Source organism: Rhodocytophaga rosea (assembly GCF_010119975.1).
GTDB classification, from domain to species: Bacteria; Bacteroidota; Bacteroidia; order Cytophagales; family 172606-1; genus Rhodocytophaga; species Rhodocytophaga rosea.
In genome coordinates, this window is record NZ_CP048222.1 from 3,361,672 (window position 1) to 3,378,402 (window position 16,731).

Genomic DNA, 16,731 nt, shown 5'->3' on the forward strand with positions numbered 1-16,731 from the left:
GTTATGGAAGCGGCTTTATGTTCTCCTCAAACAGTTTGCCTGTGCCCTGATACATGAGTTCCATAAAGTCTCTGGGAGATTTATCGCGGATAATAGAAGTACGCAGGTTGGTGAAAATGCCATCCAGATAAGTAAAGTCTACAGCCGTTTTAAATACCTTTCCTTCTTTAATCGGCTTACCACCGTTAATTAACAAACTCAGGTCACCATTAAGATTAAATAAACGTAAGGCCCGGTCATTGTCATGCAGTTCTTTCAGCCAGGGATAAAAATGATTCTGGAAAAAAGTAGTTAAATCTTTATAAAAAGGCTCTGTATCCAGTTTTTTGCTTAGTTCCAGCGTTTCATGATATGGATGACGGCTGGCATTGCGGAGGTGTTCGGTATAATGTTTAGCAAATACCATCAGTTGAGTAAGTGGCTGACCGATCAGGTTTTTGGTTTCTGCAGACAAATGCCCAAAACCAATCTGGCTTACCTCTCTGGCATCGCTCTTTAAGCCATATTCATGATACACGGTACGGCCTTCATTTAATTCGCTTTCGCGGTAATCCAGAAAATCAATTATCGACAGCGCACCTATTAACTCGACAATGTGTGCCTGGTTTTTTTGCTCTTCGCCCCCTTCGCTGTTCTGGTAACTTTTATGCATAGTATCAGCCAGGTAATACAGCGCATTCAGGCCTTTCAGGTTATGCAGGTAATAGGAGAGGGCAGCCTTGGTTTTGGTGATAAATGTATTGGAATCAATTGCACTATTATCGCTGTCGTGCAGGCCAAAATAGGGCTTTACGGTAAGTGCGCCAATAATAGAATTAGCAATAGCTCCGGCACCGGCATAAGTAGATTCGGTACTCCTGAATTTTTTCAGCAGCAATGGAAAACCGGAAGCGCCAGTTCCACCAAAAATAGAACTGATAATAAAAATACGGTCGCCAGGGGTAAATGCTTTTCCGAATGAATTAAATTCAGGTGAATCAGTTAGCTTGTTAAGTACAATACTGCCAATATTAGGATTTCCTTTAAAACCTACTTCCAGGGTGCTTTCCCGGCTTTGTTTGCCAAATAACAGGCTTAGCAAATCCTGCGAACGGTTGGATAGATTATGGTAATCTATAAAATTTTCGAAGGTTTCGTTATTGGCCAGAAACGGAAAGTTGAAGCCAGAACTTAGTTTGCCGTCTTTGTCATTCCACACATCCTGCAGGGTAGCAATGTCTGTTTTGAAAAAACCGTGTTCCCGTTTGCCAATTCCTGCATGAATATTTTTATAAAGTTTCAGTAAGTTCATCGTCCGGACAGTATCGCCATTGCGGGCATCCGGGTCAATCAGGATGGGCACAATCCGGGAAGCATTCACAGGTACACCTGCAGCCATTAGCATCGCCAGCGATTTAATTACCCTGGCACCTGTTCCTCCAATACCAAATAAAAATAATTTACTCATTAGCTTATTCCATTCCAGTTGTACACCTAACAACAATAATTAGTATGAAAATGTTTTTGCTTATTTCAAGGGAAACTTAAATGGTACATAAGGTGCATGTCTCGACCAGGTTTTCAGCAGTAAAGAGAACAGCACAAAAAATAGCATACTATAGAAGGCATTTTCTACCGCAAAGAAATAGAAATAAGGTTCGTAATCGTCGAAATGCACTTCCAGTCCATTGGCTATTTTGTTCAATGCAATAATGAAGCAGATCACTGCATTCACCAGCAATACCGCAAACCAGTATCCATTATAATTGAATCTTGCCCTGGTACTTAAGCTGTTCATGCCATAGTAATAAACAATCACAGCAATTAAGGTAATAAACAGCGTAAGCAGCCCTACCGATGGAAAAATCTCGCCCCGGATCAAAGCCGCTTCGTTTGGGTGTTCCCCAATAAATAATTCGTATAAAAACGTGAATAGTTCCTGCATACAACTAAAGAACTGAAAAAATCGATGTATCTGATTAACTTATATTTTTCACTAATATTGCTTTTCAACCAAGAGCCTGATTATGCTAGGCTTCTTTTTGCTTTTTAGAAAATCTCTCAAAAATAAATCCAATAGGGATTTGCAAAACATACATAATAACCAAGGTGCCAATCAACATATTAATGAATAATTTTTGATTTCTATTTTTTGGATAATTAATGAAACTGTAATACTTCCAAAAATCCTCAGGTTTGTCCGGATTATAAATGACTTGTAAATTTTTATATTCTTCATTGAATTTAATTAATGCATCCTTTGCTCCCTGTGATCCAATCTTACCTGATCTGTAAATTGTTTCGCCTTTCACTGTTGAAAATTGGTATCTATAAACATGTGGTGGAATGCGATTTTGCTCAAATTCAGCAGTAACCTTTGTAACAATTCCATGTTGCTTCAAATCATTATAATGTAAATATGCATGGTATTGCATATAAATATTAATTAGTAATGAAATAGCTAATGCAATCAGATATGCTTTTCGAGTTTTGCTCATCTTTACATGCACTACTAAAATCAGATCATTCTTTTACAAGCGGCACCGAAATCGTAAAATAATCAGCATCATCCTGGTAAGCTTGTTTTACGCCTTCAATTAAATAGGCCAGAGCAAACGTCTTGCCTTCGTTGTTCTCCTGGTTACTGTCGTCATTGGTGTTCCATTCTTCATACCAGGGAGCCTCTTTTTTTGCCAGAGATAAATCAAAACTGCCTTGTTTGCCTTTAATACTGCTGATTTCAATAGCTACCAAATGAGTGAGGTTATTTTTTTGCGCCAGCGTATTATCGCTTTTCTGCAACGAAACAGCATCTATGGGGTCAACAGAGACAATGCTGCCTTCTATATTTTTGCCTTCAAAAAGCAGATTACTTGTTAAATAACGTTTGGTGGTTAAGTTATCCGGAAAAGCCGACAGATCTAAACCAATACCCAGTTCCAGAGTGCGGCCTTTGTATAATTCAACATCTTCTATGCCCTGATTATTCCGGGTTACCACAAACTCCCCTTTTTTACCGGCATAATTCATTACGCTAAACATAGGTTTATTATTGAATGCAAATCCAAAGTGTAATTCTTCTTCGGGCGCAAATCCACTTTTTTTCAAGGCTTTATTGAGCGCATCTACTTTCTGGCTGTTGCCGAAAATCCAGATATAAAATGGCCGCTGTACTTTGCTATATTGCTGTACGCCTTTGGGATAGGGATAATATTTACCGGTAAAATCAGATACAAATGCATATACTGAAGTAGCCGTATTGGCTTTTTCATAGCGGTTAAAAATCCGGTTTACCTGCCCCTGAATGATAGATTTATTGTTAATATCAAAATCGGAGAGGATAAAATCGGAAATAAAAATATTCACCGTTTGGGAATTATTCCGGGATTGCAGCATAGTAAATATATCTACAATGAGTGAATTAGCTCCGGCAGCTACTTTAGGTGTTTTTAACAGATTCAAAAAGGCTTCCGCATTTTCGATCTTTTGTAGGGTAGTATCTTTGGGAATCAGGAAAAACCCGGTATTGGAGATCATCCCGTCCGTTTCGAGTTCGTCTAGTTTAGAAGTCAGGTCTGCTACGATCTCTTTAAAATCAGTCGCTCCATTCAGATAGCCATTCATACTGGCAGAAGTTTCCAGGTACAAATTCACCCGGTTAATGGAAACTGATTTAGTCGGCTGTGCTTCTTCAGCCGTTGCCTGAGCTTCTTCTGATTTTGAAGGTTTAGTTTTGTTTTTTTTAGATGAATCACTGCCTCCGGAACAGCCTGCTATGAGCAATGCCCAAAAGAGAAGCGCATAAAAAAATATAGGTTTATAATGCATTTGCACAGTAGCCAATAAATACCCTTGTTTTATTCTGATGAAACGTAATTATATGGCATTTATTGATGGAACGCAACAGTTCTTACAGAGACGGGAATATAAGTTGATAAATTTGCAATTTTTGACTCGGCTCCTTTGCCTTTTATCTGTTTTTGAAAGAAATGAAGGAAAGGAGCCGGGTAAGAAGATTAATTATTAGCATCTCCGCCATCTCTGGTATCCTGCTGGGTTTGTTCTTTGGGTGTAGCTGTATCTTTTCTTCCATCTTGCTGAGGGTCAATGGTAACAAAAAATATAATTGCAAATATCAACACCAGCGAACCATAAATAGCCAGCACTTTTCCTCTTGTTTTAGTATTAGTCCACCATAATACGATGAATGGCCGGATGAGGCCAGCCGTGAGTAAGAAGGCAGAGAATATCAGTATAAATCCGGCAATATTATGTAATACCTGCGAATCCATTTTTATAGGGTTTAAAATGTGAAATTAACCCTGGTATGTACGGATAAGTAGTTATGGTAGTTGCAGCCTCGTATTTTACCTGCCCGATTGCAACGGTAATTTTACCTGGTAACTTTGGCGGGCTATACCTGGCAACCCTTCTCCCGAAATTCCTTCTATTTGTATCTGATAGGTAGTGATATTATCCGGATTGTAGAAGCTAACAGAAGCCTTTCCATTTGCATCACTGATCACTCTGGAGTTCCAGTAAGCCACTGGCCTGAAATCGGGTTTGCGGGATGTCTGGGTATTTTCGTACACCGGCGAATAAAATTCCCGGCCTGCGAGGTATCCCCGCATCGGAATCTGGAATAGGTTTTTTGCATCCTCGGGATAATAATCCTGGGTCCGGGTATGAATGGCTAATACTCCGTTTTTGCCTAACTGTTCAAACCTGGCTAACTTTTCCGGTCTTCCATATACTTCAATGGTTTCTACCATGCCTGGGTCTAGTTTGAAAACATCTTGCGCACTGTATACCGGAATACCGTCTATAAAATACATAGGGTTTTCTTTAAAATACAGCTTCCGCTTAATATCGAGAATGCGTAAGCCATTAATTACGCCTTTTTTGCTCTGTAGTAAAATGCCCGGTACAATTTCCCGCAATACTTCAATCATGTCTGGAAACTCATTGTAATTATCAAGTTCAATGTTATGATCCGGAGCAGCATCTATCAGGGTATAGGGATTTTTTTTGTTTTTCCCGGGTGTGGCAGCTTCTACAAATATAGTATCAGTATCCTCCTGCTTATACATCGTTTCTATTTGTATCCGCTTCTTGCTTTTTTCTGTAAATTCCTTTGCCTGAGCCGCATCAATGGCACTTATATAAGTGCCGGCAAAACCCACCTCCATTGTAGTATCTACTTCTGCTTTTACTGCAACATCATTAATAGTTGATGGAACTTGCAGGAATACTTCTTTATCATCGTTAAAATGCAGGTCTGAAAAATAGAAATTGCCAGACTGGTCGGTGTACTGCTGCTGAAAGGGTGGAACAGCCCCTGGTGCGGATAGTATCACAAGCTGGTTAGGTACGACTGCCGCATCATTTGCATTCTTCAGGCGGCCACCAATGGAAATTCCGCCTTCCATTTCGAATTTCTGTTCGGGAAATATATTATTGTTGAGAATATCCTGCCAGGTAAATCGCCGCCAGCCTTGTGTCATCAGCAGATAGTCCAGGGCTTGTTTGGCTTTAGGATCTTCGGAAAAATAATAAGAAGGCTGTTCGATATTTCCTTTCAGATCAGAACTAAGCAGCAGATAACTCAATATGTCGGGCTGATGTACCTGTGGCAATCCGGCATCTGTAACGGCCATCGACAGGTTAGCACTTACCGGATTTCCCTGGGCATCGGTTACTGAAATATCAAGGGTGATTTTTTCCCTGGGCTCATATATTTTTTTGTTGGGATTTACCTGTATGCGCAGATTCTGTTGTTTGTTCACGAAACTCAATCGTTCGGCTTGCGGATTTCCCAGTTCGTCAAAAAGAGTAATGGCCAGAATACCGTCTGGAATAGTGGCAGTAGGAATATCATATACTTGTTTAGCAGCCAGGTCTATCTGTTCTGAGAAATAGAGCGTACCCCTGCTTTGCGCTACTAATATTCCTTTTTGCCGCGCATTTGATTGTATCCGTACTTGTATAGTGCCTGGTGTAGTATTACTCGCATGTAAAACCATGCCACTGCTAAGGGCTTGCCCTAATGCAAAAGTGGCGGCTGTACTATCTGTCAGCCGGACGCTAGCCAGGTATTTCTGGCCGGAAACAGGCTGTAATTCAAAGGCACCCATGCCTGCATGGAAGCTTTTAAAACTGGTAATAGTATCTCCTTTGGCTGTCACAATGGTCCCTTCTACCGGAATACTTTCTCCTGCTGTATTTACGGCTTTAAACGCAATGCTACTTTTCAGACCTTCTATAAGGTTGCCGCCTTCCGGGAAAAATTGCAGGTCGAATGTAGAATTAGTGGCGAGTGGAAGTGTGTTGGTAGGTTCTGTCTGAGCGAGATTAAACACTCGAATTGTTTTAGTAAAAAAGAAATCATCAGATGAATTACGCATCCAGTTATTAAATGCCCGGAGTATATAGGTGCCGGAAGGCAGATTGTCAGGAATGGTGAATTGTCCGTAGCCATAGCCATTTTCTACCCTCATTTTCTGCTTCAATACAGCCTGGTTCCGGGAATTAAGTAACTCAATATAGATCACCCTGCTCAAGGCATGGGGCCGGTGGTCAGCCGCATGTACCTGGTAGGCTTTCAGCCAGAGTGTTTCGCCATTTGTATAGGCCGCTCTATCCGTGTGCAGGTAGACTTTATCCGGCCGGGCATAATCCTGATAACTTTCCAGCCTGGTTTTTATCCGGGCAATAAATCCATTATCTGGAAGCTGAAAGGCAGATATTGCCAGAAAGCATAAGATAAAGGTTGCTAAAATTAAGTTCTTCGGTGATTTTCTAAATTCTTGCATTGAGTATGTATTTGCGTAGAGAATTTTTTAAATATCTATTAATCTTCCCAGAAAGGTGGGGTAATGGCTGTACGAATATTACTTTCGATACAGGGATAGCAAGGGATAGGAGGTCCTCCTGATGGTGGAATAAGTGTAACCAGGGGATTAGAAGGAGGTTTGTTTACAACCGAACGATCCACATTTATAAATCCTGGTTTTACATCAGATGCACCAAAAAAGCCCAATACTATCTCATCTTCGTCGGCTACATTGAACATATTGCCCCGGATAATGGCCGGAGGTGCATCAAAAATGCCTCCTACATTGTTAATCTGCTGATCCAACCCTTTCCAGAACTTATAGGCATCTTTGGATAAGGAAAGTTGTTCATAATAGAGAAAATACTTGGAACGGGAATTATAAGGAACAATGGCCAGCAATTGCCGGCTGATAGCACTTCCATTGGAGTATACATCTGAGGCAACGTTCACACAGCCATTACACCTGATTATATTCCAGCATTGCCCGCAACAATTCACAATATGGATTTCAGCATTTGGCCTGACAACTTCTTTTATACAATACTCCTCCCGTTCATAGTGTATCCAGTTCCAGCGGTAAAAATCTTCGGTTTCTACCGGATCTTTGGTGTCTACATACACATAAAAGCTTTCTTCCACCCCATCCTTAAATTCAGCATAGATATTTTCTACGCCGCTTGTCGGACGCAGCAATTCGGGCATAGACTGATATTGTTTGCCTTCGGTTTCTATGTGTAAAGTATAGGTCCTGCCAATCTGGCCCTGAATGCCATTTGCATTTGTGCTATAAGATCCGAGTGAAACTTCGGTTAATTGTTCGCTATAGCCTGTATCATCGCTAATACTTACCTTAGCACCTCTTACCAGATAGTTGGTTCCTTCAGACCCGATATTATATTTAGCGGTAGTGGTGAGTTTTACAGTATAAGGCCCTGGTTTTGTGGTGATCATTCCATCTACGACCAATCGCTTAACAGGCTCTCCCAGATTTACATTCACCGGTTCCACGCAGGTAGTAAACAGGATAAGAAGTGAAAGCAAGATGGTAGAAAAAACGCGCAAAGGACTTATAATTTAAAGCTGTTGTGTACGAAGTTTAAACACATTAATAACCAAAAGACCGTAAGCTGATAGTAGACATATGAATTTCTTTCCAATATTTTTCTGTGAATTAATCCTGCCATAAAGGAGGCGTATTGGGTGTACGAATAATACTTTCAATACAAGGATAACAAGGAGGTGGCGGACCTGAAAGCGGAGGTCTCATAACAGGCGGTGGTTCATTAGGCGGTTTAGGAATACCCGACCGGTCGATGTTTACAAATCCTGGTTTTACATCAGAGGCACCAAAAAAGCCTAATACTATCTCATCTTCGTCGGCTACATTGAACATATTGCCCCGGATAATGGCCGGAGGTGCATCAAAAATACCTCCTACATTGTTAATCTGCTGATCCAGCCCTTTCCAGAACTTATAGGCATCTTTAGAAAGAGAAAATTGCTCGTAGTAAAGGAAATACTTGGAACGGGAAGTATAGGGAGCAATGGCCAGCAATTGCCGGCTAATGGTAGTTCCATTTGCATATACATCAGAAGCTATATTCACACAGCCATTGCAGCCATATATATTCCAGCAATTTCCGCAACAGTCCAAAACGGTTGGTTGTGTGCCAGGGGGTACGATATCATTGAAACAAATCGTTTCTCTCGCGTAATGCACCCAGTTCCAGCGGTAGAAGTCTTCGGTTTCTACCGGATCTTTGGTGTCTACATACACATAAAAGCCTTCTTTCACCCCGGGTGCTTCGTATTTAAACTCAACAGATACATTTTCTACCCCAGTGGTAGCCCGCAGCAGTTCGGGCACAGATTGATACTGTTTGCCTTCGGTTTCTATATGCAAGGTATACGTTCTGCCTACCTGCCCCTGAATGCCATTTGCATTTGTGCGATAGATTCCAGAAGAAACTTCAGTCAATTGTTCGTTATAGCCTGTATCGTCACTAATACGTACAGTGGCTCCTTTCAGCAGAAAGTTAGTTCCTTCCGAACTAACGCTATACTTAGCAGTAGTGGTGAGTTTTATAGTATAAGGCCCTGGTTTTGTGGTGATCATTCCATCTACGACCAATCGCTTAACAGGCTCTCCCAGATTTACATTCACCGGTTCCACACAGGTAGTAAACAGCAATAAAGAAAGTATAAGAAAAATTGATAATCGTTTCAAAATCACTAGAATTTAAAATTATAGGTAATAGAGGGAAAAATAGAAGCGAAGATAGACAGCTTGTAAGCTTCAGGTAAAAACCCGTTTTTAGCCTTGAAAAATACGGAGAATGCATTATCCCGGCTGTACACATTGTACACAGAAAAAGTCCAACTGCCATCCCATTTTTTATTTTTGCGGTGGTTGCCATCTACGGTAGCTGATATATCGAGGCGGTGATAATCCGGAATTCGGTACTGGTTGCGGAGGTAATAATTGGCAATGCTTACTCCGTTTACTACATATTTAGATTCCGGATACGTTACCGGCCGGCCAGTACTATACACGAAATTTGCAGATAAGTTCCAGCGGCGGTTTTTCTGGAAGGTAAGTACCATATTGATATTATGCGGCTTATCGTAATTGGCCGGATAATAGGCTCCATTATTAATACGTTCTTCCGGGTAATCACCATTTACAGAAATCTGTGTGCGGGAATAGGTATAACTCGCCCATCCGGTAAGTTTACCAATGGTTTTCTTCACCTGTAGTTCCATGCCATATGCCCTTCCTTTGCCGGCCAGCAAATCTGCTTCTACTGTCTGGTTGAGCAGCAAACTGGCTCCATCCTTATAATCGATAATGTTTTCTATCTGTTTGTAGTAAAACTCAACAGAGGTTTCGAAGGTGTTGCCAAAAAAATTCTTAAAAAAGCCTACAGCCACCTGGTCGCCTATCTGAGGTTTAATGTAGCGGCTGCTGGCTTTCCAGCGGTCGGTAGGCGCTGCAGCAGTTGTATTCGAGATCAGGTGAATATATTGCCGCATGCGGTTATAACTCAACTTAACCGAACTGCTTGGATTAAGCCCTATTTTCACGGCTAAACGAGGCTCTACTCCCTGATATTGTTTGGTAACCTGGCCGCTGGAATAATCGGTGGTATCTATAATGGAAAAAACTTCTCTGGGCATTCCTTCCTGATAGGTATATACCGGACCAGGACCCAGGTTCTGGAAGACAGAGTATCGCAAGCCATATTGCACTGTAATGGCCGGACTCACATTGTATTCATCACTGATATACAAAGCCGACTCCATGGCATTTTCACGGGTTAAGCTAACGGGTGATATTACTGTACCAGGCTCTGGTTTTAAGCTTCCAGGGTCTATGCGGTAGCGGATGGTGCTGGCTCCCAGGTCTATTTTGTGTTTATCACTGGCGAAGTAATTAAAATCGGCTTTTACATTTTCATAGATAATCCCGGAAGGCAGCGTAAATGCATTTGGTCCATCGGGATTGATGATACTGGATTTATAATTGCTATATACAGCCGTTACATTTGAAAAAAGCCGGCTATTGAAAGCATGACTCCACCGCAAGGTAGCATTGGAGTTTCCCCAGCGGAATACGGTACTGGATGCATTAATGGCCACTGTTGCAATCGAATCGGCAGGCAGTTTATATACATCCCTGCCCAGATACCCAGATAGGGAAATCCGGTTTCTTTCATTAAGGATATAATCTATTTTTACATTGGTATCATAATAATGCGCCTGCGTGCCTTTTACTGACTGATTAGGTACCTGTTTCAGAATCCAGTCGGCATAGGTTCCTCTTGCTGCGGCTATGATGGAGAGCTTATCTGGAATAATAGGTCCTTCTAAGGCTAAACGGTTAGAAACCAAGCCAATCCCTCCTTTGCCGCTCCATTTGTTAATGGTTGCCTCTTTCAAAGTAACGTCCAGTACGGAAGAAATTCTGCCGCCAAATTCGGATGGAATTCCGCCCCGGTATAAGGTAACATCTTTCACCACATCTGGATTGAACACTGAAAATAGGCCAAACAAATGTGAAGAGTTATATACTGGCGCATCATCCAGCAAAATCAGGTTCTGATCGGTACTGCCGCCACGCACATTAAATCCGGTGGATGCTTCTCCTACACTGGTTACTCCTGGCAATAGCAATAAACTTTTTACAACGTCTACTTCACCCATCAGGGCAGGCATTTTCCGAATGGTTTTGATATCGAGGCGGTTTACACTCATTTCTGGTTTAGATACGTTCCGGTCGGCGGCTTCCCCCCAAACCGTTACCTCATTCATCTGGATAGATTGATCTGTTAATTCCACATGGATGGTCTGGCTTGTTTTAAGGGTAAGTTCTTTTTTCTCCTGCTGATAACCGATAAAATTATAGGTGATGGTATAAGTTCCGGAAGGAACAACGAGGGCATAAAATCCTCTGGCATCAGTAACTGTACCGGTTTTGAGTTCCTGCACATATATTGTCGCTGACAACACTGGTTCAGCAGTGCTTTTCTCCCGTACATATCCGCTAATTCTGACTTTTACACCGCTTTTATCAGGCCCAAACCTTCTGCCTGCAGTTCTTCCAGCAGGCTGGGGAGTAGTAGCGGCACTTTGTGTAACGGTGTCTGACTGAATTTGTATATCTGTAGTATCCCGGCGGTTAATCACTTGTGCATTTGTGTCTCTTAATAGTACCACCGAATAGGCATCATACGAAAGAAAAGTAAGTCCTGTATTAGCGAGAATTTTTTGCAAAGCACTACTTAAAAGCTCTTTATCGAACCTGGCTTGTACCCGTATACCTGATATCCAGTTTTCCTGGTAAAAAAAACGTACCGGATGTTTTTGTTCTATATCAGCTAATACTTCCTGCAAAGGCTGGTTCTGGTAATTGCCTGTAATGTATACTTGCGGAGTATCCTGGGCTATTGCGGATAGGTGGAAGGCAAAGGTAAAAAGTAAGAAAAATAATGCATGGAATGCAGGCAGGGGTAAATAATCCTTCATATAAAACAGAAGCTGGAATGGTAAGGTTAAGGCCCCTTAAAATATGAATAATTTTTGTAAAATGTATTATACTCTACAGATAAAATATTCATATTCTTATGTAAAATTTACCCAAGCCAATAAGAAGGAATTAAAAAGCTAATTTAAGAGAATGTTTTGAAAGGATAGAAATAGGGTAAAAGAAAGAATCAGTGAGTAAACTTGTGGTGTCCAACCAAAAAGTTTTATGCAAGAAAGATTCTTCGAACTCACTGATTGTGAGTGGGAAATTATCAAGGAAGTAGTAGATAACCAAAGAAAAATCAAACATGACAAACGTGTTATTCTTAATGCTATTCTATGGCTACTTACTACAGGTAGTCAATGGCGCAACATGGAAAGTAAATACCCACCCTGGCAAACCATTTATTACCATTACAGGCAGTGGAAGAAGCGAGGCATCATCGAAGAGCTGTTGGCTTTTTTAGCAATCAGAGAAAGAAAAAAAGCAGGCCGACAAGCCTTGCCAAGCGTGTTAGCTATTGATAGTCAAAGTGTAAAGATTGTACAGTTTACTTCCCAAGACAAGGGCATAGATGGCAACAAAAAGGTGAATGGCAGAAAAAGACATCTAGCAGTGGATTGTTTAGGTATTCCTTGGGCTGTGCATGTAACAGCCGCCCATGTGTCAGACACTACAGCCGGTTATGAGTTAGCAGCTAAGCTGAAGGGTAAGTCTTGCCGCCTACATACACTAAAAGCAGATAATGGCTACAAAGATACCTTTGTAGAAGAGATAGAAAGAGACTATGGATGGAAGGTAGAAATTGTACAAAAGCCTGAAAGCGTAAAGGGCTTTGTGCCGGCAGGAGGCCGTTGGGTGGTAGAACGCAGTTACGGATGGCTCAATTTTAAGCGTAGATTGAGCCGTGACTTTGAGAAAAGCACAGAAAGTTCGGAAGCTATGCTACAATTAGCCTTTATTGACACACTGCTTAAAAGAAAACCAGTATAATATTTCAAAACGTTCTCTAAGAATAGAACTCATTTAGTAATCCGAAATAGTGCGCCCGATAAAGCTAACTCGCTAATGCTTACTGCTGTACATTACCATACTCCAGGAATGCACTGTTAACTCATTTCCAATACTGATTTCATCAGGCAAAGTACTTCCGGAAAGTAAGGAGTTTTCTTCCGGATTCTGCCATTGTTGCCCACAAGAATCTAGATTTTTTTGCCAGGTATGGTATTTTTCATCCACTGTATAAGTAGCCATGGCATCGGAAAAATTATATAAACATATACAAGCCTGATCGCCGGATTGACGCCGAACCAGAATCAATGTTTCCTGCACTACTTTTGCCTGAATGGTACTTTTATCATAATTATGTAAGGCCGGATGCGTTTTTCGCAAACGGATTAATTCTTTGTACCAGGATAATAATACCTGATGTTTGCCTTCTGTCCGCTTATGCCACTGTAGTTTGGAAGATTGAAAAGTTTTGTCAGCCTGTGGATCTGGCGCTTCGCCCTCAAAATTAAACTTGGCAAAATCACTTTTACGGCCTTCCTGTACTGCTTTAATTAACTCAGGTTCTGAGTGGCTAATAAAGTATAAAAATGGATTTTCTTCCCCATACTCTTCCCCATAAAAAACATTGGAATATAGGGAGAAAGTATAACCGCTGCTGCTGCCAGCTTTAAGGCTTCAAAAGAGATCAGGATGGATAAGCGTTCACCCAGCATACGGTTGCCAATCTGGTCGTGGTTTTGCGAAAACACAATGAATTTATCGCCAGGAATTCCTTCCGAAGAACGGCCATATTTTCGTTTGCGGAACTGTACATATTCACCGCTAAGCACAAATCCTTTCTCAATCGCTTTGCATAATTGCTCCATTGCTCCAAAGTCGGAAAAATACTGTTGCCCTTTTTTATCGAGCAGCACATATAAAGCATGGTGAAAATCGTCGAGCCACTGGGCATCAAAGCCAAATCCTCCCATTTTCGGACTATTAATCACTTTTGGGCTGTTCAGATCGCTCTCTGCAATCAGGTGTATAGTGCGACCTGTTTTTCTGGACAATTCCTTTACCTTTTCTGAAGTATATTCCCAGAAATGGATAGCTCCATTGTCGTACACGGTATGAATGGCATCCAGACGCAGGCCATCCAGGTGGTAGGCAGAAAGCCAGAACAAAGCATTTTCTGCAAAGAAATCCCGTACGCCATCCGAGTAGTCACCGTCAAAATTGATAGCCGAACCCCAGGGGTTTTGTAGGCATCGGTGAAATATGGCCCGAATAAACCAAAATAATTTCCTTCCGGACCAAGATGGTTATACACCATATCCAGAATTACGGCAATTCCATGGGCATGACAAGCATCTACCAGTTGCCGAAGGTCATCGGGAGTGCCATAAGAATTTTGAACGGAATAGGGATGAACCCCATCATAGCCCCAGTTGCGGTTACCAGGGAACTGCGAAATAGGCATAATTTCAATGGCATTTATACCAGTATCCGCCAGATCAGCCAAACGGTCAATCATAGAATTAAATGTGCCTTCCGGTGTGAAGGTACCCAAGTGCATCTCATAGAGAATCATGTCTTTCGACTCAATTCCTTTCCAGACCTTATCTTTCCACTGGTAGTTTGAATGGTCAATCACCTGAGAAGGGCCATGTACACCTTCTGGTTGAAAATGAGAAGCCGGGTCAGGGAGATCCTGACCGGAATCGAGGCGATAGAAATAGGTTGCCCCAGGATAAATATTTTCAACTGTCAGTTGAAAATAGCCTTCCTTCGTTTTGTTCATCTCCAGAAACTGTTCTTTTGGAGAGACAATATGTACTGTAGCAGTATTTTTTTCAGGTGCCCACACTGTAAATGAGCATTTCCCATCTCCCAGATATTCCGTGCCGACTTTCATGTATAGCTAAGGATTCTTAAATTAATCGCTTGTTTTGTCGCATTTTATACTTGTAAAATGATAAAAAGGTTAGAAGTGAGTTTATGAAGCTTATTCGATCTAACTAGCCTTGTTTTTATTTACCGTTATTAAAATAACTCAATCAGTAGGCCTTCATCACCGTTTAAAGTGATTTTTCCCTGTACCTCATTCAACTGGCGGTCAGCACAGGTACTGAGTAGAATACGGCCATGAATTTCAACATCAGTTGGGGTAAAATATCCGGGGGCATGGCTCAGATTCAACACAACCAGAAAACGCTTGTCGGCTTCCCGGATAAATGCCAGCAAATCATTTTCTGTATAAACCGGGATATAATTGCCAATGTGTAAAGCCGGTTCCGTATTACGTAATTCAATCAACCGGCGGTATAAGGTCAGCATAGATTCAGCGTCATCTTTCTGCGCCTGCACGTTATTGCGCTTGTAATCCTCTGCCAGCCGAAGCCAGGGTTTTCCGGTAGTAAATGCGGCATTCAGGCTATCATCCCATTGCATAGGAGTACGGAAAGGGTCACGGCTTAAATTTAATCCAGGCATGTTTAATCCTTGTGGATCTTGTACTTCTTCCTCCGGAATGGCTACATCGTGCATGCCAATTTCGTCGCCATAATAGATAGTGGGTGTTCCCCTAAGCGTAAGCAATAGCATAGCTGCCACCCTGGCCTGAGATTTGCCTACCCGGCTTGCAATACGTGATTGGTCATGGTTGCCTAATACCCAGTTAGGCCATCCATTTGCGGGCAATGCACCTTCATACTGGTCTATAGTTGAGGAAATCTGGCGGGCATTCCAGGGAAGTGCAATCAACTGGAAGTTGAAAGGCAGGTGAGCCCCCTGATTATTAATGCCATAATAGGTAACCAGTTTGTGTATAGGCAGATAAATTTCTCCGATGATTAACCGGTCTTCATACTCATCCATCAGGCGGCGCATCATGCCTACAATCTCATGTACTTCAGGCTGGTCGGTAGAATACGCAGGAGTCAGTTTTTCGTAGGTAGCCATATGGGGCTTATAATCTGGATTAGGTGGATTATTCCGCCACTGGTTATCCTTAACCATATGCCACATCACATCAACCCGGAAACCATCTACACCCCTATCCATCCAGAAACGCATCGCATCCAGCATGGCTTGCTGCACCTCCGGATTGCGCCAGTTTAAGTCTGGTTGTTCTTTCAGAAAGGCATGGTAATAATACTGGCTGGTAGTTTCATCCCATTCCCATCCGCTGCCGCCAAATACGCTCAGCCAGTTATTGGGCGGACCACCATCTTTACCCGGATCGTGCCACAAATACCAGTCACGTTTGGGATTATCTCTGGAAGAACGTGATTCCAGAAACCAGGGGTGCTGATCGGAACTATGATTGGGAACCAGATCCAGAATGAGTTTCATCCCTCTGCCATGTACCTGTTTCAGCAAGGCGTCAAAATCTTTAAGGGAGCCAAACAAGGGATGAATGCCGGTATAATCGGCAATATCGTATCCGAAATCAGCCATGGGAGAAGGGTACACCGGAGAAACCCAGATAGCCTGTATGCCAAGCCATTGCAAATAATCGAGTTTGGTAATAATTCCCTGAATATCGCCCACCCCGTCGGCATTGCTGTCCATAAAAGAACGGGGATAAATCTGGTAGATAATTCCTTTTTGCCACCAGAGGTGCTTAGGTTGTTGTGTTTGATCCATGCATTCGTGTACGATGTCGCTCCATATTGGATACATTCGCCTCTCAATTTCCCCATTTTGCTGAGAATAATATTTGTTTTGTGCAGAAAAATAGCAGAAATTTATTATTAGTTTAGGAGTTATAGAGAACAGGGAAAGGTGGTCATCAGCATATATATTCTCTTTAAAAGGAGGCGCAGAAATGTAGTTTCCTTAAAGAAATTGTGACAACTCTACCAACAGAATTATTAATTTCTAAATCTTTCAATCT

14 protein-coding genes are annotated in these 16,731 nt (G+C 41.8%); 1 reads left to right on the forward strand and 13 read right to left on the reverse strand.

Features of this window, described 5'->3' with window-relative positions; all coding sequences use genetic code 11:
- Window position 1 precedes the first annotated feature (1 nt).
- The 9 genes from GXP67_RS14075 to GXP67_RS14115 form a co-directional block, all read right to left on the reverse strand.
- Window positions 2-1,447, reverse strand: a complete 1,446-nt coding sequence (locus tag GXP67_RS14075) for a hypothetical protein (protein ID WP_162443697.1) — start codon at window positions 1,445-1,447, stop codon at window positions 2-4.
- A gap of 60 nt (window positions 1,448-1,507) precedes the next feature.
- The gene (locus GXP67_RS14080) at window positions 1,508-1,924 is read right to left on the reverse strand and encodes a hypothetical protein (RefSeq protein WP_162443698.1); all 417 of its coding nucleotides are present in this window, start codon (window positions 1,922-1,924) and stop codon (window positions 1,508-1,510) included.
- A gap of 85 nt (window positions 1,925-2,009) precedes the next feature.
- Entirely contained in the window at window positions 2,010-2,414 is a 405-nt protein-coding gene (locus GXP67_RS14085; protein ID WP_162443699.1) for a hypothetical protein, read from the reverse strand.
- Window positions 2,415-2,502: 88 nt separating this feature from the next.
- Complete coding sequence (locus GXP67_RS14090) at window positions 2,503-3,807, reverse strand: hypothetical protein (protein ID WP_162443700.1); 1,305 nt, start codon at window positions 3,805-3,807, stop codon at window positions 2,503-2,505.
- A 188-nt stretch (window positions 3,808-3,995) separates the two neighbouring features.
- Window positions 3,996-4,271 (reverse strand): hypothetical protein, encoded by a 276-nt coding sequence (locus GXP67_RS14095; protein WP_162443701.1) that lies wholly within the window; start codon window positions 4,269-4,271, stop codon window positions 3,996-3,998.
- A gap of 75 nt (window positions 4,272-4,346) precedes the next feature.
- Entirely contained in the window at window positions 4,347-6,791 is a 2,445-nt protein-coding gene (locus GXP67_RS14100; RefSeq protein WP_162443702.1) for an alpha-2-macroglobulin family protein, read from the reverse strand.
- Window positions 6,792-6,829: 38 nt separating this feature from the next.
- Window positions 6,830-7,876 carry a DUF4249 domain-containing protein gene (locus tag GXP67_RS14105; protein WP_162443703.1) on the reverse strand — a complete coding sequence of 349 codons (1,047 nt, stop codon included), beginning with the start codon at window positions 7,874-7,876 and terminating at the stop codon, window positions 6,830-6,832.
- Between the two features lie 109 nt (window positions 7,877-7,985).
- Window positions 7,986-9,041: a DUF4249 domain-containing protein gene (locus tag GXP67_RS14110; RefSeq protein WP_162443704.1), complete on the reverse strand. Its 1,056-nt coding sequence runs from the start codon at window positions 9,039-9,041 to the stop codon at window positions 7,986-7,988.
- A gap of 5 nt (window positions 9,042-9,046) precedes the next feature.
- A complete protein-coding gene (locus tag GXP67_RS14115; protein ID WP_162443705.1) occupies window positions 9,047-11,839 on the reverse strand; it encodes a TonB-dependent receptor in 2,793 nt (930 codons plus the stop codon).
- 226 nt (window positions 11,840-12,065) lie between these two features.
- Here GXP67_RS14115 and GXP67_RS14120 point away from each other — a divergent pair, with 226 nt between their 5' ends.
- Window positions 12,066-12,833, forward strand: coding sequence for an IS5 family transposase (locus GXP67_RS14120; protein ID WP_162441854.1), 768 nt, complete (start codon window positions 12,066-12,068; stop codon window positions 12,831-12,833).
- Window positions 12,834-12,905: 72 nt separating this feature from the next.
- On the opposite strand, the gene GXP67_RS37420 is transcribed toward GXP67_RS14120, so the two are convergent.
- The 4 genes from GXP67_RS37420 to GXP67_RS14130 all read right to left on the reverse strand — a co-directional run bounded on the left by GXP67_RS37420 (window position 12,906) and on the right by GXP67_RS14130 (window position 16,481).
- On the reverse strand, window positions 12,906-13,232 hold the full coding sequence (locus GXP67_RS37420; RefSeq protein WP_232065224.1) for a DUF3459 domain-containing protein: 327 nt from the start codon (window positions 13,230-13,232) through the stop codon (window positions 12,906-12,908).
- A gap of 170 nt (window positions 13,233-13,402) precedes the next feature.
- A complete protein-coding gene (locus GXP67_RS37425; RefSeq protein ID WP_232065225.1) occupies window positions 13,403-14,017 on the reverse strand; it encodes an alpha-amylase family protein in 615 nt (204 codons plus the stop codon).
- The gene (locus GXP67_RS37430; RefSeq protein ID WP_232065226.1) at window positions 13,909-14,748 is read right to left on the reverse strand and encodes an alpha-amylase family glycosyl hydrolase; all 840 of its coding nucleotides are present in this window, start codon (window positions 14,746-14,748) and stop codon (window positions 13,909-13,911) included. The genes GXP67_RS37425 and GXP67_RS37430 overlap by 109 nt, the downstream gene beginning before the upstream one ends.
- A gap of 128 nt (window positions 14,749-14,876) precedes the next feature.
- Window positions 14,877-16,481 carry an alpha-amylase family glycosyl hydrolase gene (locus tag GXP67_RS14130; protein ID WP_162443706.1) on the reverse strand — a complete coding sequence of 535 codons (1,605 nt, stop codon included), beginning with the start codon at window positions 16,479-16,481 and terminating at the stop codon, window positions 14,877-14,879.
- Between the last annotated feature and the right edge of the window lie 250 nt (window positions 16,482-16,731).